This is a genomic window from Alteromonas sp. 07-89-2 (genome assembly GCF_013113925.1).
In the GTDB taxonomy this organism is placed as follows: domain Bacteria; phylum Pseudomonadota; class Gammaproteobacteria; order Enterobacterales; family Alteromonadaceae; genus Alteromonas; species Alteromonas macleodii.
Genome location: NZ_VTYM01000009.1, coordinates 100,461 through 119,895, shown reverse-complemented (window position 1 = coordinate 119,895; position 19,435 = coordinate 100,461). Strand labels below are relative to the sequence as shown.

The window sequence follows — 19,435 nt, the reverse complement described above, 5'->3', positions numbered from 1 at the left end:
CTTCGGCCGTCTCTTAATGTTGCGGCCAAACGTGCATCAAAATGACGTAAATTAAACGAATCACCGACAAGATAAATCGTGGGCGCTGGGTTACTAAAAGCCTAAGTTGAGGTACACTTAGCGCCATGAAAATACTTCTTGAAGACACCATTCCGTTTGGCACCGATTACCTTAATAACGTAGGTGAAGTTGAAACCTATGCATGGCAATCTCTTGTGCCTGAAATGCTGCGCGATGTAGATATTCTTGCGCTGCGTTCTACTACCAAAGTTACCCCTGAACTGCTGACGAGCGCTAACAAACTTAAGTTTGTTACTACCGCAACGGCGGGAACCAATCATTTAGATAAAACGCATTTAGATAGCGTGGGTATTATGCATAGCAGTGCAGCAGGCTGTAATGCCGTAGCGGTTGCCGAGTACGTGTTAAGTGCTTTGCTGCACGCGCAAAAAGCCCAAAAGCTCGATTTATATAATGCGACAGTGGGAATAGTAGGTGCTGGTAATGTGGGAACTGCATTATCAAGAATTTTAACGGCAATTGGCGTTAAACACTGTCTGTATGACCCACCGCTACAGCAAGCGCTAGCAAAATCTGGTAAGAAGGAGCATAACGGTCAGTCATTTGTAGACTTAGCGCAAATAGCAAAGTGCGATGTTATCTCGCTTCACGTGCCTTTTATTAAAGGCGGCGAATATCCTACATATCAGATGATAGACGAAGCGTTTCTGGAAGAGTTAACGTCAAACCAGCTGCTTATCAATGCATGCCGGGGTGAGGTTATTGATGAAGTGGCACTACTTAGCGTAATTCAAGGGGAAAAACCGCCAACGGTGGTACTCGACGTATTCGATAATGAGCCTGCCATAAATACAGCATTATTTGACTATGTTTGGTTCGTTACACCGCATATCGCGGGGCATTCTGTAGAAGGCAAAGTGCGCGGTACGCAAATGATTTACGAGCAAATTTGTGACGTAGTGGGCACAGCCCCAGACAAAGTGCTTAGCGACTTTTTAGAGAAAACCAACCCGATCAAAGCTGCGTTAAATTCGCCAGAGGCATCGCGGTTGTCGATTGAGGATCTCATTGCCGTATTCCACGATGTGTATGATGTAGCTATTGACGATAAGATAACGCGAAACGCGTTTACGTCAGGCCATAATGAAACGCCAGAGACACACATTGCAAATACGTTCTCTACATTGCGTAAGCAATACAGAGTGCGTCGCGAGTGCAGCGCCTATGCGTTACACTTGCCAAAAAACACCAGTAAGCAAATCCAAGACACATTCACCAAACTGGGCTTTCACGTAAGTCTGGTTTAGTTATTTTTACATTAGGAGCAAAAAGCATTATGTCGCAAGCGTTTGACGTAGCGGTACTTGGCGCCACAGGTTTAGTGGGCCAAACCATGATTGAACTATTAGAAGAGCGAGACTTTCCGGTAAACCGTTTGTATCCGCTTGCCAGTAAACGTTCAGCAGGTAGTACCGTGTCGTTTAAAGGCGAAGACATTGAAGTATTAGATGCTGATGATTTCGACTGGTCATTAGTGCAATTTGGCTTTTTCTCAGCCGGAGGCAGCATTTCTGCAAAATTTGCTCCGCTAGCGGCAGAGGAAGGCTGTATTGTTATCGACAATACTTCAGAGTTTCGTTACGAGCCAGATATCCCACTTGTGGTGCCAGAAGTTAACGCCCATGCACTGGCAGAGTTTCGCAATAGAAACATTATTGCGAACCCAAATTGCTCAACCATTCAAATGTTGGTTGCACTTAAACCTATTCAAGACGCGGTTGGTATTGACCGTATTAACGTGTGCACATACCAGTCAGTTTCTGGTGCCGGTAAAGAAGCCATGGAAGAGCTGGCTAAACAAACCGCAGGTTTGCTAAACGCACGTGAGGTAAAGCCAGAATCGTTTAGTCGCCAAATTGCCTTTAACGTTATCCCTCAAATCGACGTATTCCAAGACAACGACTACACCAAAGAAGAAATGAAAATGCTGTGGGAAACCCAAAAAATAATGGGCGATCAAAGTATTTTGGTAAACGCGACGGCTGTACGTGTACCGGTCTTCTATGGTCATGCTGAAGCTATTCACCTTGAAACGCGTTCGCCAATAGATGCGCAGCATGTTAAAGAGCTTTTAGCCGATGCGCCAGGCGTAACAGTTTACGACGGTAATGAGCAATTCCCAACGCAAGTAAGCAGTGCTAGCGGCAACGACATTGTGCATGTAGGGCGTATCAGGAATGATATTACTCACCCTTGTGGTTTAAACCTATGGGTAGTGTCAGACAACATTCGCAAGGGTGCAGCGACAAACAGCATTCAAATTGCTGAGACACTCATTCGCGACTACTTGTAAATATTCTACAGAGGTTCAGCCTCTGATTAATCGGATAAGCACAGGAAAAGGTAAACATTTTTCTGTGCTTGCCGATACGCAATGAAAGGGGCATAACCTGTTGCAATTGATAAAAGCATTTAATGCATCAAAGCGGCAGTGTTCAATACGATAGAGTGAATGTATTTGAAGCAACGAAATGACGGTTTTTAGCGAAAATTTGAGCATTAGAGCGCTTCAATACTACTGTCTAACTAGATCACCCTTAATAACTGGTTTATAGTTTGTAAAGTTAGGAATAGAACAACGTTAAAAACAATACTCAGTCAGACACTTAGGCGAAGGGTAAGAACTCTATAAAGCGCGAATAAATCTTACTGCTAAGTTAAAAAAGACTGTAAAACGCTGGCTTGATTATTAATGGTTTCAAGGTGGCTTAAGAATAAAAATAAAAGCCAATATTTTCTTCCGTACTGATTGGCTAGAAAATCCGCCCATACGTTTCGGGTGGTAAAGACGCTTGAGGGCATATAGGACTGCTATGAAATTGCATTTGACGGGCTTACTTTTACTAACACTTTGTTTGTCTGGCCCTATTATCACTGTTGATGCACAAGAACGCGCTACCTTCTTAAAAGGTCCCAAAGACGCAACTGATCAGTTTTCGGGCCTGGAATATGGGCCCATCGACGCCAACGATACCCTATGGCGCATTGCTGAGCGCTATCGCCAAAACAATAACCTGAGCGTATATCAGGTTATGACCGCCATTTACGAGCTCAATCCAAACGCATTTGAAAACGGCAATTTAAATTTATTAGTTGATGGTGCGGTATTAAAGTTACCATCAGAGCGGTATATCGCCAGAATTGATAAGCAAAAAGCCCAGATGCGCGCTGAGCAGGATGATAGAGCATTTGCTGAAATGCTTAATAAACCTGGCAGTAGCGTAAGAAACATCAAGCCCGCATCGCCTCTAGTAAATCAACAAGACTTAACGCAAACCCAAACTGATATTGAGCAGAAAATCACTCGCTTAGATCAGGAACAAACCCGACAATTTGACGAATTGCGTATGCAATTTGCTGCCTCACTTGAGAATGTTGAAGCGATTCTTAACGAAAACAGACGCTTGTACGAGCGTGTTGAGGCCGTTAATGGCGAACTAGAAACCTTGCGTGGGCAAGTCGAAGGCGACGTCAAGAGCCAGCTTGATATGCAAGTGGCACTTCAGCAAGAATTGCTCGACATGATCAAGGCCGAGCAAGCGCAGCGCGAAGCAGAAAAGCAGTCTTCGTTTTTGAGCGCACTTACCAGCCCTCTGAGTCTAATTATAGGCTCGGCAATTCTGTCACTATTGTTAGTTGGTGGCCTTATCATGTGGCTGCTTAAACGCAGCAATAAGCCTCAAGAAGCGCCTGCGGCTGCTCCTACTATTACAGCTGACAACGATGAAGTGCCGGTACCTGACTCTGACATAGGCGATCTTTCAAGTGCACTAGCCTCTGACTTTGATGACAAAGCAGAGTTGTCAGATGACGATTTATTTAATGACGACGACTTGCTCGATGACGTACTTACCTCAGATTTAGAAGAAAGCCTAGATGATGAGCTAGAAACCTTCGCCGACCTTGAAGACGATATGTTGGTGCCAGACGATGGCAGTGATGACTTGTTTGAAGCTGGCGATGATGAGCTTGATCAAAGTGAACTAGATAGTCTGTTCGATGACGATGACCTGTCAGATAAAGTATTAAACGAAAACGACGCTGACGACCTTGAAGGCTTCGACCTGTCAGGGGATGACGACATCTTTGATGAAGATTCTGCCGATGAAAGCGAGCCAGAGACGGAAGTTGCTGACGAGGCTGCATCGACAGATGACGATGATTTTGACATTGATGACTTGCTTGATGATGTACAAAGCCAAGACGCGGCAGAACTTGAGAGTGATGAGCTAGATGAGTCGGGCGATATAGACCCTGACGATATCCTTGCCGAGGTCAACGGAACCGCTGAATCTGACAATGTTGATGAAGACGATATCGACGCGTTGCTTGCCAGTTCAGTTGATGATTTATCTGACGCTGACGAAGAAACAGAAAGTGTTTCATCTTTGCCAAGCGTAGAAGATGAGGACGATAAGCCTGAAATCAGTATTGACGATTTGCTAGAAGAGCACGGCGTTGATGCAGGTCTTACTGATGAGCTAGACAGCAATGACGACCTTATCAATGAGGATATGCTGAGCAAGCTCGACGACGAGATTAATCAGCAAAATAAAGAAATTGATAAAATCACCGACGATTTGTTAAATGAAATTGAGCAAATCGAAATGATGGGTGGCCTAGGTGAAGAAGATGACGAAGACGAGGATGACCTTGAGGAAGAAATAACAACATCTTCGCCGTCGCCGCAGTCTATTCAGAGTCTTGATGCCATTACCGACGATTTAGACGAAATAGTCACCGACGAAATCGAAACTAACGCGGACTTCAGTGATCCTCTTTCCGATGAGCTTATTGCTGAGCTACAGGCGGAAGATGAGCTTGCTGAAGAGCCTTCAGCGGATCAATCGACCTCAACAGAGCAAGAGCATTTAGAGGATGAAAATAATTCGTCTGATGACGAGGCTGAACAAAATGACACAAGCGCATTACTTTCTGATAGTGATGAAGATGGTGACTTTGACGACCCGTTTACCGACGAGTTACTTGCAGAACTAGAAGCAGAATTGGAAGGTGAGCCTGAAGTTAGCCCCGAACCTCATGATGAAGATTTGGACCTTGATGATTCCGAAAGCGAAGATAATGACGATGATTTTAGCGACCCGCTAACTGACGAGCTGCTTGCTGAATTAGAAGCTGAGGAATCTAAAGGCAGTGAAGATGTGGATCTGCTGACAGACGAGCTACTTTCTGAACTTGAATCCGAAATAGAAGCTGATGATGAAACAGACGCAGAGTTTGAATCTGAAGTCGAGATTGAGTCAGAGGATGAAGTGGCACTTGAGTCTGAGCCAGAGCCAGAATTTGGCACTGAAGTAGAAGCAGAACAAGACGCTGAGATTGAGCCTGAATTAGAAGCGGAACTTGACTCTGAGCCAGCGCCGGAGTCAGAGCTTGAATTTGAAGCTGAGCCTGAGCTTAAATCTGAATTAGAACAGGATTTTGGTACTGAAACAGAACAGAGCTAGAGGCGGAAGCCGAAGGTGAAACGGAGTCAGAACTAGATTCAGAGCCAGAATTTGGCACTGAAGTAGAAGCAGAACAAGACGCTGAGATTGAGCCTGAACTAGAAGCGGAACTTGAGTCTGAGCCAGCGCCGGAGTCAGAGCTAGAATTTGAAGCTGAGCCTGAGCTTGAATCTGAATTAGAACAGGATTTCAATGCTGAAACAGAACAAAACCAGGACTCAGAAGAAAAACCTGAACCTGAAGCCGACTTGGAAGATGAAGCAGAGCTAGAGGCGGAAGCCGAAGGTGAGACGGAGTCAGAACTAGATTCAGAGCCAGAGTTTGGCACTGAAGTAGAAGCAGAACAAGACGCTGAGATTGAGCCTGAACTAGAAGCGGAACTTGAGTCTGAGCCAGAGCCGGAATCGGAGCTAGAATTTGAAGCTGATGCTGAGCTTGAATCTGAATTAGAACAGGATATCGATTCTGAATCAGAACAAGACCAAGAACCAGAAGAAAAAGTTGAACCTGAAGCCGAGACAGAACTACAGCCAGAAACAGACGTAGAGCCAGATCCCGAAACAGTCGATGAAGATGCCGAAGAAAGAGCGGAGGAAACGTCAGACGATCCACTAGATGACGCTATTGAAGCGTTTGAAAGACAAATGATGGATGATATTCCTTCGTTCAGTCAGATGGATACGGAAGAGCCATTAGCGCAGGAAAAGCCATCAGCGCCAGCGGAAGATGCTTCAGCAGAAGACAGTGATGAATACGACGACAGCCTGTTAAACGCTGCGTATGACGAAGTAGAAAGCTTTGAATTAGGGCAAGAAATTGACGGTGTAGTAGACGGTGAAGATGAAGGTGACGAAATATCATCAGAATCTAGTGCTACTGAAGAATCGAGTTCACCAGAAGAAACTGATTTAAACCAAAGCGATTCAGATAAGAGCAGCGAAGAAGACTTTAACGAACTTGACGATGTTCCTGGCCTTGACGACTGGCTGTCTGCTTCCGATGACGACGATCATGTAGACGACAACGAGATTCTTGACGATCTTGACAGTGCGGAATTCGATGAGCTTCTTCAAAGTCTTGAGTCAGACGCTATTGTTGATACAAGTGATGTCGACACCAGTGAAATTGAAAGTGATGACGACGGTCAGGATCCAGAAGCATCTTCAGCAGAGAGTGAAGATACTTTCGAACTTGAGCAGGAAGATGATGAAGCCACATTCGAGTTAGAAGGGAGTGACGACAACCTTGGATTCAACGAAAGCGATGATACGTTTGAACTAGACGAAGAAGATGAAACCTTTGAGCTAGACGAAGATGGTGCTTTTGAGTCTGAGCAAGAAGACGACGAAGATACTTTCGCCCTTGAAGAAGATGATTCGGAACTTGCATTAGACGACCTTGAAATTCCAGATGATGTGGAATTGGATATTGCCACGCCAACTGAAATTGAAGAGGATGAACAAGAGGCTCAATCCGCTGAGACTGAAAAGGCTCAAGAGGACGACCTTAAACTCGATAACCCTGATTTAGATCTTGCCGCCTTACTTAGTGATGTCGATGGTGAAAGTGACGCGCAAACGCCACCAGAAGACTTCCTTGATGTAGAGGCTTTAATGGACGATGGCGATGATGCAGACGCTATTGACCCGGATAGCCAAGCGCTAGATCTTGATGTAAGTTTATCTGACTTCACAGGTGTATCTGATGAAGATACGGTGATTGATATAGATAAAGACGCAGGGCAAAACGCTAACTTGGATTTGGCTCGTGCCTATATTGAAATGGACGATGTGGACGCTGCAAAAGAGTTACTCGAAGAAGTGATGAAAGAGGGTAGCGAAGAGCAAAAACAGGAAGCTGCAGCGATTATAGCGAATATCGCCTAGATAATCTGTGCGGACGCACACAATAGATTGTTCGCCAGACATAATGAACGGCCTGTGTATTTACAAGATACGCAGGCCGTTTTTGTTTTAGGTGATGTACATTTATTTTCTATGACCTAAAAGAGTTTTGCGTATTAGCGGCATTGCATGTTGCAAGCGACATGACTACACTTAGCGCCTTTTCAGAAACGGGGTAATACAGATATGGGGCGAATTGCCTTAGGGATTGAATACGACGGTGCTGCTGTATACGGATGGCAACGCCAGCGTGAAGTACCAAGTGTTCAGGAACATCTTGAAAAGGCACTATCGACAGTAGCCAACGAACCCATTGAAGTGCAATGCGCTGGACGTACCGATGCTGGTGTACATGCTACTGGGCAAGTGGTTCACTTTAACTGTGATGCACCACGCTCAGAGCGTGCTTGGACACTCGGCGTAAATGCGAATCTGCCTAACTCTGTTGCTGTTACCTGGGCAAAGAACGTCAGCGATGACTTCCATGCACGTTTTTCTGCTACCCATCGCCGCTATCGTTACGTTATTCATAATGCGAAAATGCGTCCAGCTATTCTCCATTCCGGGGTTACCCATATCCACCGCGAATTAGACGAGAAAAAAATGCATGTTGCCGCACAAGCATTGCTAGGCGAACAAGATTTTACCTCGTTTCGCGCAGCGCTGTGCCAAAGTAAAACACCATTTCGCAACGTTACTGATGTAAGCGTATATCGCCAAGGGCGATACGTTATTATCGATATTCGCGCCAATGCTTTCTTGCATCATATGGTTCGCAATATCACGGGCGCGCTTGTTGAGATTGGGGCAGGGGAGCAAGATGTAAATTGGATAGCTCACTTGTTAAGCCTGAAAGACAGAAGTAAATCTGCAGCCACGGCGAAGCCAAATGGGTTGTACTTGGTTGACGTCACATACCCTGACGAGCACGGTTTGCCTAAACCGCCTTTAGGGCCGCTATTCCTTCCAGAGGCCTAATCTATCTACCTTCGTCTTTAAATTTTTCAATCTGAGTTAGCTGCACATCGGCTAGCAGTTAACTCAAGTTGTACTGAAGCGTGTATCTTCAAATCATCCCTTGCCAACTTCTAAGACCAGTTTTGTTTTTTCCATTTCGTTGTATTGTGGTCTAATAGCGCGCTATATTAGGTAGCTGTTCTATTGTGTTACGTATTTTTTCTTTGTAATACAGTATGAAACTTAAAAAATTAATGTGTTGTTGACCACAAGTATGAACAAACATCAATCGTCATGGTCGGCAAACAAAAAACAAAGGATTCAATTTCCATGAGCTGGATTCAAAAAATTCTTCCTCGCACGCAAACATCAACCAAAGGTAACGTACCAGAAGGTATCTGGACGAAGTGTGGTTCATGCCAAGCAGTGCTATATAAGAGCGAACTGGAAAAACTTCAGGAAGTTTGCCCTAAATGCGACCATCACATGCGTATTACGGCGCGCCGCCGTATCGATGCGTTCTTAGACGATGGCGATCGCGTTGAGTTAGGTGCAGAGCACGAGCCGCAAGACGTACTTAAGTTTAAAGACTCTAAGCGCTATAAAGACCGTATCGTTGCTGCACAGAAGGCAACAAACGAAAAAGACGCACTAGTGGTAATGCAGGGCAAGCTAAAAGGTATGCCGGTAGTGGTTGCGTGTTTTGAGTTTGCGTTTATGGGAGGCTCAATGGCATCGGTTGTAGGCGCTCGCTTCGTTGCTGCTGTTAATGCATGTTTAGAAAACGATATGCCGCTTATTTGCTTTAGTGCAAGTGGTGGTGCACGTATGCAAGAAGCATTGATGTCGCTAATGCAAATGGCTAAAACATCTGCAGCGCTTGCTAAAATGAGCAAGAAAGGCCTGCCTTATATTAGCGTGCTTACCGACCCTACAATGGGCGGTGTATCTGCAAGCTTGGCAATGCTTGGTGACGTAAACGTAGCCGAGCCAAAAGCGCTTATCGGCTTCGCGGGTCCTCGCGTAATCGAACAAACAGTAAGAGAAAAGCTGCCTGAAGGTTTCCAGCGCAGTGAATTCCTTGTTGAGAAAGGTGCAATTGATATGATTGTTGACCGCAGAGATATGCGTGATAGATTACACAGCCTGTTGGTTAAGTTGCATTATAAGAATTAGTGAATAACGAAAACAATCTAAATACTGGCTCAGCGCCACACGCAGAAAACGCCTCAGCGTCTTCGCCTTCGAAAAAAAGCCTGAGCCAGTGGTTATCCTACCTAGAATCTATTCATCCTAGCGCCATCGATATGGGGCTAGACAGAGTGAAAGAAGTGGCCAATGCCATGGCACTTTCACTCAGCCAGTCTTTGGTTATAACTGTTGCAGGCACAAACGGTAAAGGCACAACGTGCCGCTTACTCGAGCAGGCCATGCTTTCGCAAGGCAAAAGTGTTGCGGTATACAGTTCACCCCATTTAACCGACTATCGTGAACGCGTGCGTTACAACGGCGAATTACCGACTGCCGATGAATTTGTGAATGCATTTGAGTTTGTTGAAAGCGCGCGAAAAGACACGGGTGGCGAACCTATTACTCTAACTTACTTTGAGTTCGGTACTCTGGCTGCCATGAAAATGATGCAGTCATGGGCTGTTGATGTGGTCATTCTTGAAGTAGGCCTAGGCGGACGTTTGGATGCCACCAACATTATTGATCCCAATCTAGCTGTTATTACGACTATCGATCTTGACCATCAAGATTGGCTTGGTAATACCCGCGAAAAAATTGCTCGGGAAAAAGCGGGCATTATGCGCAAAAACGGCAATGCAGTAGTTGGTGAGCTGTTTCCTCCATCATCGCTTTACGATGTGGCTAACGAGCTACAAGCTAACGTACGTTGGGCCACACAAGATTTCGAAACAGTGGTAGCAAGTGATTACAGTGAGTGGAGCTGGAAAGGGAAGAGCAATAGTTATACGTCGCTACCTTATCCTAAAATTCCACTTCAAAATGCGAGTACTGCGTTGGCCGCTCTGGAACTTTTAGACTTGCTGCCCGAAGAACATGTGGTTAGAGATATTATTGAAAATACCACCATGCCAGGGCGCCAGCAGACTATCAGTGAATCACCCCTCGTAGTTGTAGATGTTGCCCATAATCCACAGGCGACGACAGCTATGCAAGATTGGCTAAACCGTTACGATGTAAGCCAAATGCGCGTTGTGGTGGGCATGCTAAAAGATAAGTCTATCGCAGAGACCTTAGCGCCACTGGCGACACTTAATGCCAAGTGGTACGTAGCGTCAACGAGTGGTCCTCGGGGCTGCAAGGCAGAAGTACTTGAAAATGCACTTGTTAATGCCGGCACAACCATAGAGAATATAGACACGTTTCAGGACGTGACCTCGGCATATCAGCGCGCGCTTGCAGATTATCAAACTGGTGAACTTATTCTCGTTTTTGGTTCTTTTGTTACCGTAGCAGACGTGCTTGCTGAGCAAAACTAACACGCGCATTGTAGAGTAAAACCGTGTATTCAAGCAGGAGAGCACAGTGACATCGGCATTAAAGAATAGACTGGTGGGGACAATTATTGTTGTCGCCCTAGCGGTAATCTTTTTACCAGACTTTCTTGATGGCAAAAAGCAAACAAACAGAGAACCTTTTGTCTCTGTACCTGCTAATCCGCCTAAAAAGCCCATCGTAGAGCCAGAATCTTTTCCATCAGAGCGCGTAGCGAAAGCTGCGGTGCCAGCGGTTGAAATTAAAGATGAAACGGCATTAGATGATGATCTGGATTCTTCTGGCGCAGGGGAAAGTGGTAGTGCAGGTGAAGCCACTACCGCAAAAGCGCCAGCGGTGAAAACCTTTGAAGAAGAGGACAATCTAGCAAGCCAAACGGTGGTTAATACAAAAAGTGTCGCAGACGATGACGCTGGTTGGGTTATTCAACTTGGCAGCTTCCGACACGAGAAAAACGTGAAGGCACTGCTGACGAAACTGGAAAAAGCTGGGTATCGTGCGTTTAGTCGCAAAATTCAAACCAGTTCTGGCCCGCTTAATAAAGTTTTCGTTGGACCAGATCTAGACAAGAAAAAGCTGGAATCGGCACTACCTCACTTAAAGGAACTCACGAGTCTCAAAGGTAAGGTCACTACGTTCAAAGTTGAATAGTGCGCATTGTTCCTGGTGCTAGTCGAATTAAGCACGGATAGAGCAACAGGGATTGGTATTACAGACTAGTAATATTTTTATCTTCTGTTAGAATGCGCGCCATCTCGCCAAAGGCTCGTTGCTTTACGATAAAAAGCAACATCAACGCAATAAAGAGACGATGAACTGGGTAGACTTTTCCATACTGGGTATCATTGCGGTATCTACCTTAATAAGCCTGATCAGAGGGTTTGTTAAAGAAGCCATCTCGTTAGTGGTATGGTTTGCTGCACTCTTTATTTCAAGCAATTTCTACGCTGACCTCGCCGTTTACTTCACAGCCATTGACGATCCTTACTTAAAAAACGGTGCTGCAATTGCAGCATTGTTTGTCACCACGCTCATTCTTGGCGGCATGATCAATTACGTGATTAGCCAATTGGTTCAGGCAACAGGGCTGTCTGGAACAGATAGGGCCCTCGGTATAGTTTTTGGCGCACTGCGTGGCGTGCTTATTGTTAGCGCATTGCTCTTTTTTATGGATACCTTTACTGGTGCAGCCTCCTCAGATTGGTGGCAAGCATCGGTACTCATTCCAGAGTTTGGTGTCATCATTGAGTGGTTTTTCAGCTATGTGAAAGACTCCTCCAGTTTCTTAAATCCCGCTTGAAATAGGTAACGCACATGTGTGGTATAGTCGGAATAGTTGGTAAAACGCCCGTAGCTCAGTCACTGTACGACGGTCTAACGGTTATTCAACACCGTGGACAGGATGCCGCAGGCATAATGACTATCGACCAAAATATGTTTAATTTGCGTAAGGCAAATGGTTTGGTTCGAGATGTTTTCCATACGCGTCATATGAAGAGGCTGTCTGGCAACATGGGTATTGGCCATGTTCGCTATCCTACCGCGGGTACATCAAGCTCTGCAGAGGCGCAACCGTTTTATGTGAACTCGCCGTTTGGTATTGCCTTTGCTCATAACGGTAACCTCACCAACGCCCATGAGTTACAGGAAGAAGTATTCCGCATTGCACGCCGCCACATCAACACCACCTCAGATTCAGAATTATTGCTTAACATTCTTGCGCATGAACTGCAGCAGGTAGCAGGTTTAAGCGTAAGTGCCGAACACATTTTTGAAGTAGTAACGAAAGTTCATAAGAAAATTCGTGGTGCCTACGCAGTCGTTGCGGCCATCATCGGCCAAGGTATTGTAGCGTTTCGCGACCCGCACGGTATTCGTCCTCTAGCACTCGGTAAGCGTATGAGCGAGCTGGGTGAGGAATGGATGGTGGCATCTGAAAGCGTGGCGCTTGATGCTGTTGGCTTCCAGTTTGTGCGCGATGTAATGCCAGGTGAAGCGGTATTCATTACCGAAGAGGGTCAACTGCACACCAGACAGTGCGCCGAGAATCCAGTAACCTCTCCGTGTATCTTTGAGTTTGTTTATTTTGCTCGCCCAGATAGCTTTATAGATGGCATTTCAGTTTATGCATCGCGCGTAAACATGGGCCGTAAGCTAGGTGAAAAAATTAAGCGCGAATGGGCAGATCTGGATATCGACGTGGTTATTCCTATTCCTGAAACGTCGATGGATGTGGCGCTTCAAATCGCGAACACACTGGATTTGCCATATCGCCAAGGCTTCGTTAAAAACCGCTACATTGGCCGTACTTTCATTATGCCTGGACAAACCATGCGTAAAAAATCAGTACGCCGTAAGCTAAACGCAATCTCATCTGAGTTTAAAGGTAAGAGTGTACTACTAGTCGATGACTCTATCGTGCGCGGTACTACATCAGGTCAAATAATTGAGATGGCGCGTGAGTCAGGTGCGAAGAAAGTATACTTTGCGTCAGCTGCTCCAGAAATTCGTTTCCCAAATGTGTATGGTATTGATATGCCATCGGCAAACGAGTTGATTGCTTACGGTCGTGAAATCGATCAAATTGCAGAGCTTATCCAAGCAGATGGCCTTATCTTCCAAGACATTTCTGACTTGGTGGATGCTGTTCGCGAAGAGAACGGAACCATTCAGCGTTTTGAAACGTCAGTGTTTGATGGGAACTATATTACTGCGGATATCGATCAAGAGTACCTTGAGCGAATTGATATGTCGCGCGGTGAAGCGTCAAGAAAAGCGCCAGTGGTACAAGCAGAGCTTAGCAACCTTGATGTGCATAATATTGATGCCGCTGATTAATGTAAGACGCTCTTTGATATAACAAAAAGCCGCTTTTTAAAGCGGCTTTTTTAATGCTTTATTTCAATGAAAGAGGCTAGTGAACAAATACCGGTCCGCCGGACAGTCCCCACACCAATACCGAACCTGTCATTAGAATAACGAGCAATACTAGCCCACATGTCACTACCGAGCTTGAATAAATGAACCCTTTATCTTCTGGCATATGCATCAAAATTGGCACGCCAGAGTAGAGCAGGTATACCGAATAGCTAATACCGACTAACAGCGCCGTCATCACTACCCAGAGTTCTGGATAAAGACCTGCGAAGCCCACCATAAACAGCGGTGTAGCCGTGTAGGCCGCAAGTTCCAGCGACTGCGTATATGTTGGCGTCGCATCAAACGCTTTAGCCAACTCATGAATAAGTACAGCCAATGCGACCACGCCTGCAATTAAGCCAAAATACATGCCTATACCCATCATAATGGCGGTATTTTCGCTAAGGCGAATTATGTCACCTGCGCCGATACTCCAGCCAGTATGGGCACTGGAATAATAGGCCACGAGTGAAGGGATAAGTGCTATAAAAGCGATATGGGTAAGCGCGTAAAAATAGGTTTCGTGTTTGGTATCAATGGTTTGCCACTCTTCTTTTGGATGAGTGTAAATACCAATTAAATGATTCAAAATCATAGAGTCCTGCCTTGTTCACCAACGTTATTATTTTAAAAAATATTGTTGTGAGGCAGGGAGAACACACGGATTAACCGTAAAACCAAGGAAACACAAACACAGCGCAAAGCGCTAAACACTGCCGTTAACAATATGTTTACAAATTGAGTGTGCAGCAGAATGACTAAGCCGTCAATATAAATTGATTAATTTATAAACGGATGCAAAGCGTTAACTTAAGCGTGGTGCGCCTGAGTGGAAACGCAATTCGTCATCGTCGCTTTCAATCAATGATCTTTCAACGTCTCCGAAGTGGGCAACGCGCTCTGAAATATCATTTTTAGCGATTTGCCCAGCCAGCGTTAGGTAGTCTTCAAAATGTCTGGCTTCTGAACGCAGCAATGACACATAGAACTTGCCTAAATCTTCGGAAACATACGGTGCAAGTTTGGCAAAGCGTTCACAGGAGCGCGCTTCAATGTAGGCACCACAAATGAGCTTGTCGACAAGCTTTTCAGGTTCGTAAGTGCGTACGTGACGCAATAAGCCATTGGCATAACGGCTTGATGTCACTGACTTATATTCAAAGCCCAACTCGTGCATAATTTCTAGCACTTGGTAAAAATGATGAAGCTCTTCTTTAATTAGCATGACCATTTTATCAAGCATGCCTTTTTTAAAAGGGTCTAGCCCTTCAGTGTTAAATACATTTTTGGAAAGGTGCTTAGTATTCAGCGATTGCCAAACGCCTTCGTGGCGGTATGTGAAGTCTTCGTAAGGTTTCAACCATTCCAGCAATACCTTACTGGTTTCCTCATCGGCCACATAGCGGCGAAGGAGGTACATGGCCGACTGAGCTGCTTTTAGCTCGCAAATTAAATGGTCGGTAAGGATAACGCGAAGGTTTTCTTCTTTCTGTGCTTCTTCTATCCACGACTGTGGCGTCTCGCAATGTAAAAAGGCATTGATTGGTGAAAGTAGAGACGTGACTTCAGAAGTGGATATTACAGACATGTTGAAACTCAATTTTAAGTGCTACGGTTTTTCAGTTACATTTGAATTTGGCTGCTGCCAACGCTAGTTTCGGCAGTTCGGTTTATAAAAGTACAAATTTAGCGTATCTGAATTGGACCGCAATTTTACTTGATACCTACAAGCCCTTACAACTTAAAATAGAGGCCAATAAATTACAAAATGAATTATCTTGCCCATCTTTTCTTAGCCCGACCAACTGCCGATTCTCAATTCGGTAACTTACTCGGTGACTTCAGGCGGGGTGTTGATATTAAAGAGTTTGGACAAGCGGTGCAGCTAGGTCTTAAAAACCACTATGAAGTCGATAGGTTCACCGACAGTCATACCAGCGTCTTAGCAGCAAAGGCGTTATTTCATAAAAGTCGTCGGCGCTTTGCACCTGTGGCGCTGGATATCTACTTCGATCACTTGCTAATTAAACATTGGGCGTCGTTTACAACACAGGGTTTTGACGACTTCAGGGAACAGAGTTTCGCATTGTTAGAACAGCGATTGCCCACTATGCCAAGAACGATGCAGCACAGTGTCGGGCATATGATAACCCATGACTGGTTTGAAGATTATGCTAAGGAAGAGGGCATTGCTAAGGCGATTGCTGTGGTCGCTAAACGTATTCGTTTCCCCAACATGTTTCATAAAGCTGTAGATGATATAAATGCGAACAAAGCCGAGATTGAAGTGATATTTCTGGATTTTTTTCCTGATCTCATCAAGCATATCGAAAGTAACGGCCCAGAGAATATTTGAAAGGCTTAACCGTGTTACAGAAATGTATCGAAGAAATTGGTCGTTTTGTCGTTCATTGCTAAGCTGTCGTGTGAACAGCGATATAGTAAAGCGTGCAATACAAAGACAACACAAAAAAGTTAAAATTAACGACACTCAAAGATAATAATGATGAATATTCAATCCTTAGTTAGAAATACATCGCCCGTATTATTAAGTCTGGGTAAAAATAAACACAAAGCGCAATCGCACTCGACCCTAGCATGGTTAACGGCAGCCTTAATTGCTTTTGTAAGCTTAACTACCAGTGCTTCAGCGCAAGAAGAAAGCGCATCTGCTCATGTTCGTTCAATAAAAATTGATAGCAGTGTAGTGACAGAGCACGAAACTAAAATCCTAGGAAAACGCGTAAAGTACAGTGCCACCACGGGTACTCAACCGGTTTGGAACAGTAAAGACGAAGCGGTTGCCACTTTGTTTTACACTTACTATCAGCGCACTGACGTAAAAGAGAATACTGAGCGCCCGCTTATTATTTCTTTTAACGGTGGTCCAGGCTCTGCGTCAGTGTGGATGCATGTAGCCTACACAGGCCCCCGTATTCTTAATATTGATGATGAGGGCTATCCAGTTCAGCCCTATGGTGTTCAAACCAATCCTTACTCCATTTTGGATGTGGCAGACATTGTGTTTGTTAACCCAGTGAATACAGGGTACAGCCGTGTGCTGCCTAAAGCTGACGGCAGCATGCCATCGCAAGATGAACAGCAGAAAATGTTCTTTGGTGTAAACGCCGATATTAGCTATTTGGCAGATTGGGTGAATACTTTTGTAACGCGTAATAATCGCTGGCGTTCACCTAAATATCTTATCGGTGAAAGTTACGGCACGACGCGTGTGTCAGGATTAGCATTAGAGCTTCAAAATCGCCAATGGATGTACTTAAACGGCGTAGTGCTTGTATCGCCAACCGATATTGGTATAGAGCGCAACGGGCCGGTAAAAGCCGCTAATCGACTGCCTTATTTTGCTGCCGCGGCGTGGTATCACAATAAGCTTGAACCCGCGTTGCAAAACAAAGATCTTACTGAACTATTGCCTGAAGTTGAAGACTTCACCATCAATACGCTTATTCCTGCTCTGGCCAAAGGTGGCTTCATTGGTGAAACGGAAAAGCGAGATGTGTTAAAGCAAATGGCGCGCTATTCTGGGTTAAGTGAAGCGTCTATTGCGCAAAACAACTTAGACGTGAGCACTGCATTTTTCTGGAAAGACTTACTGCGCGACGAAGGGAAGACGCTAGGTCGTTTAGACAGCCGCTATTTGGGTATAGATGCTAAGCAAAGCGGCGACCGCCCTGACTATTGGGCTGAGCTAACATCATGGCTTCATTCGTTCACGCCCGCTATCAATTACTATTTGCGTGAAGAGTTAAACTACAAAACTGATATTAAGTACAACATGTTTGGAAACGTGCACCCGTGGGATAGAAGCAATAATCAAACGGGTGAGAACTTGCGATTGGCCATGGCGCAAAACCCGTATCTGAATGTGATGATTCAAGCTGGCTATTACGACGGCGCAACGAACTACTTTGATGCCAAGTACACGATGTGGCAGCTCGATCAAAGTGGCAATTTAAAAGACCGTTTGAGCTTTAAAGGATATCGCAGCGGCCACATGATGTATCTGCGTCGCGACGACTTAAAACAGTCCAACCAAGACCTACGCGAGTTTATTAAAATGAGCACACCAGGCAAAGGTATAGCTGCTGAATACAAGCGATAGTACGTCTGAAAATCTAAAGACAAGGATGTCAGGTTTTTTTACATTATATTAAACTAATTCATTATTTATTTTTTTAAGCTTATGTATTTAAAAGCTATTTTATATTTGGCTTACACTTTGCTAAATCGAGTCTGCTAAATAATGAAATTCTTATTAACATAAACTACAAGGACGTATACATGAAAAAGTCTTCGCGTTTTTCATTATCCCTGTTGGCGAGCGCAGCGCTAGCATTCTCAATCTCAAGCACCACAGCCAATGCTTCAGTGCTCCTTTCCGGCTGGGAAGGCTCTACTGAAAGTGGATTTGGTAACTTAGCGATGAATGGTAACGACGACAGTTCATCGGGCGCTATCGTATTTGACGCATTTGAATCGCTTGCCTTCGATAGTGGCGTAAATTTCTTTGGTACTTCATACGATAGATTCTTCATTAACAATAACGGTAATATTACCTTCAACGGCACCGTGAGTTCCTATACGCCAACGCCATTCCCTATAAGCAATCAGCCAATGATCGCGCCATTTTGGGGCGATGTAGATACGCGCTGTGCAGAGTGTGGCGACGTGTTTATCGGTTCACCGAATGAAAACACGCTGGTAGTGACATGGAACGATGTTGGTTACTACAACCAAAACAGTAACCCTACAAACACGTTCCAATTAGTGTTAATTGATCGGGAAGACACAGGTGCAGGTAATTTTGACGTTGAGTTTAGATATGAAGATATCGGCTGGACTTCAGGTAGCGCGTCAGATGGAATACCGGCTCAGGCGGGTTATGACGCAGGTGATGGGGAAAACTTTTTCACTGTGCCGGGGTCTCAAACCGCCGCTATCGCTGATATAGACGAAAGTAACAGCAACACGGGCACGCCTGGTATTTGGAAGTTTGCTATTCGCGATGGCGTACTACCGGGTGATACTCCAGAAAACCCTATATTGCCAATTGTTAATCCAGAAACACCGACAGACTATGAATTTGAATTCTCTATCGATGATCCAGATGAACTTGTGTTCATCGACCCAGATGTAGCAGTAGGCTATGACTATATTGTAAATAGTGGTCCAAATATCGCGTCAGTACTTTTGCCTGAAGGTTACGACGACAACATGTTTGACCTATTTCTTTGGGACAATGTTCTGATGGATTGGTTCGATACAGGCACAGATATCACTGGTGGTGAGGAGTACGACTTCAATACCCCAGTTGACCGCTTTAGAATTATGGGAATAGATGTTTCGAATATGCTTGAGCCTACGCCGGACGCATTTGTAACCGGCCTCACTTTCGATGGTTCTGGCGTTGTTAATATGAACCAGAATGCCGTTACTGTGTTTGTAGCTGATCCTGTATCTGTGCCAACACCAAATACTCTTTTTCTAATGCTAAGTGCAATGTTTGCTACGCTTGTTATAAGAAAGCGGAAGCAATAGAGTTGTCATAAAAGAGGGGGAGCG

The 19,435-nt window shown here is 44.9% G+C and carries 13 protein-coding genes and 1 pseudogene; 12 read left to right on the top strand and 2 right to left on the bottom strand.

Annotated elements, in window-relative coordinates:
- The first annotated feature begins 125 nt into the window (after nt 1–125).
- The 9 genes and pseudogenes from F0261_RS08250 (at nt 126) to purF (ending at nt 13,771) form a co-directional block, all read left to right on the top strand.
- Nucleotides 126–1,328: a 4-phosphoerythronate dehydrogenase gene (locus tag F0261_RS08250; RefSeq protein ID WP_171337647.1), complete on the top strand. Its 1,203-nt coding sequence runs from the start codon at nt 126–128 to the stop codon at nt 1,326–1,328.
- Nucleotides 1,329–1,357: 29 nt separating this feature from the next.
- Nucleotides 1,358–2,374: an aspartate-semialdehyde dehydrogenase gene (locus F0261_RS08245; protein ID WP_014979671.1), complete on the top strand. Its 1,017-nt coding sequence runs from the start codon at nt 1,358–1,360 to the stop codon at nt 2,372–2,374.
- A gap of 520 nt (nt 2,375–2,894) precedes the next feature.
- Nucleotides 2,895–7,435: pseudogene (locus tag F0261_RS08240) on the top strand (FimV/HubP family polar landmark protein).
- Nucleotides 7,436–7,639: 204 nt separating this feature from the next.
- Entirely contained in the window at nt 7,640–8,431 is a 792-nt protein-coding gene (truA, locus tag F0261_RS08235) for a tRNA pseudouridine(38-40) synthase TruA (protein WP_014949946.1), read from the top strand.
- A 309-nt stretch (nt 8,432–8,740) separates the two neighbouring features.
- Nucleotides 8,741–9,586: an acetyl-CoA carboxylase, carboxyltransferase subunit beta gene (gene accD, locus F0261_RS08230; RefSeq protein WP_014949945.1), complete on the top strand. Its 846-nt coding sequence runs from the start codon at nt 8,741–8,743 to the stop codon at nt 9,584–9,586.
- Nucleotides 9,586–10,917, top strand: a complete 1,332-nt coding sequence (gene folC / locus F0261_RS08225; protein WP_171337646.1) for a bifunctional tetrahydrofolate synthase/dihydrofolate synthase — start codon at nt 9,586–9,588, stop codon at nt 10,915–10,917. Before accD ends, folC begins: the two co-directional genes overlap by 1 nt.
- A 46-nt stretch (nt 10,918–10,963) precedes the next feature.
- Nucleotides 10,964–11,584, top strand: a complete 621-nt coding sequence (locus F0261_RS08220) for an SPOR domain-containing protein (RefSeq protein ID WP_014979667.1) — start codon at nt 10,964–10,966, stop codon at nt 11,582–11,584.
- 160 nt (nt 11,585–11,744) lie between these two features.
- Nucleotides 11,745–12,233: a CvpA family protein gene (locus F0261_RS08215; RefSeq protein WP_014949942.1), complete on the top strand. Its 489-nt coding sequence runs from the start codon at nt 11,745–11,747 to the stop codon at nt 12,231–12,233.
- Between the two features lie 14 nt (nt 12,234–12,247).
- Entirely contained in the window at nt 12,248–13,771 is a 1,524-nt protein-coding gene (gene purF, locus F0261_RS08210; RefSeq protein ID WP_171337645.1) for an amidophosphoribosyltransferase, read from the top strand.
- A gap of 76 nt (nt 13,772–13,847) precedes the next feature.
- Here purF and F0261_RS08205 read toward each other — a convergent pair whose 3' ends face one another.
- Nucleotides 13,848–14,447, bottom strand: a complete 600-nt coding sequence (locus tag F0261_RS08205; protein WP_014998797.1) for a Yip1 family protein — start codon at nt 14,445–14,447, stop codon at nt 13,848–13,850.
- Between the two features lie 210 nt (nt 14,448–14,657).
- The gene (locus F0261_RS08200) at nt 14,658–15,440 is read right to left on the bottom strand and encodes a tRNA-(ms[2]io[6]A)-hydroxylase (protein ID WP_171337644.1); all 783 of its coding nucleotides are present in this window, start codon (nt 15,438–15,440) and stop codon (nt 14,658–14,660) included.
- A 180-nt stretch (nt 15,441–15,620) separates the two neighbouring features.
- Between F0261_RS08200 and F0261_RS08195 the strand changes: the two genes are divergently transcribed.
- The 3 genes from F0261_RS08195 to F0261_RS08185 all read left to right on the top strand — a co-directional run bounded on the left by F0261_RS08195 (nt 15,621) and on the right by F0261_RS08185 (nt 19,411).
- Entirely contained in the window at nt 15,621–16,208 is a 588-nt protein-coding gene (locus tag F0261_RS08195) for an ACP phosphodiesterase (RefSeq protein WP_014979664.1), read from the top strand.
- 150 nt (nt 16,209–16,358) lie between these two features.
- Nucleotides 16,359–17,975, top strand: coding sequence for a S10 family peptidase (locus F0261_RS08190; protein WP_014979663.1), 1,617 nt, complete (start codon nt 16,359–16,361; stop codon nt 17,973–17,975).
- A 179-nt stretch (nt 17,976–18,154) separates the two neighbouring features.
- Nucleotides 18,155–19,411 carry a nidogen-like domain-containing protein gene (locus F0261_RS08185; RefSeq protein ID WP_014979662.1) on the top strand — a complete coding sequence of 419 codons (1,257 nt, stop codon included), beginning with the start codon at nt 18,155–18,157 and terminating at the stop codon, nt 19,409–19,411.
- The last annotated feature ends 24 nt before the right edge of the window (nt 19,412–19,435 follow it).

What these genes read in the sequence shown, in the direction of transcription:
- F0261_RS08195 (WP_014979664.1), top strand. Translation starts at nt 15,621, where the DNA reads ATGAATTATCTTGCCCATCTTTTCTTAGCCCGACCAACTGCCGATTCT.
- F0261_RS08245 (WP_014979671.1), top strand. Translation starts at nt 1,358, where the DNA reads ATGTCGCAAGCGTTTGACGTAGCGGTACTTGGCGCCACAGGTTTAGTG.
- F0261_RS08215 (WP_014949942.1), top strand. Translation starts at nt 11,745, where the DNA reads ATGAACTGGGTAGACTTTTCCATACTGGGTATCATTGCGGTATCTACC.
- F0261_RS08205 (WP_014998797.1), bottom strand. Translation starts at nt 14,447, where the DNA reads ATGATTTTGAATCATTTAATTGGTATTTACACTCATCCAAAAGAAGAG.
- purF (WP_171337645.1), top strand. Translation starts at nt 12,248, where the DNA reads ATGTGTGGTATAGTCGGAATAGTTGGTAAAACGCCCGTAGCTCAGTCA.
- F0261_RS08200 (WP_171337644.1), bottom strand. Translation starts at nt 15,440, where the DNA reads ATGTCTGTAATATCCACTTCTGAAGTCACGTCTCTACTTTCACCAATC.
- F0261_RS08185 (WP_014979662.1), top strand. Translation starts at nt 18,155, where the DNA reads ATGAAAAAGTCTTCGCGTTTTTCATTATCCCTGTTGGCGAGCGCAGCG.
- F0261_RS08250 (WP_171337647.1), top strand. Translation starts at nt 126, where the DNA reads ATGAAAATACTTCTTGAAGACACCATTCCGTTTGGCACCGATTACCTT.
- F0261_RS08190 (WP_014979663.1), top strand. Translation starts at nt 16,359, where the DNA reads ATGAATATTCAATCCTTAGTTAGAAATACATCGCCCGTATTATTAAGT.
- truA (WP_014949946.1), top strand. Translation starts at nt 7,640, where the DNA reads ATGGGGCGAATTGCCTTAGGGATTGAATACGACGGTGCTGCTGTATAC.
- accD (WP_014949945.1), top strand. Translation starts at nt 8,741, where the DNA reads ATGAGCTGGATTCAAAAAATTCTTCCTCGCACGCAAACATCAACCAAA.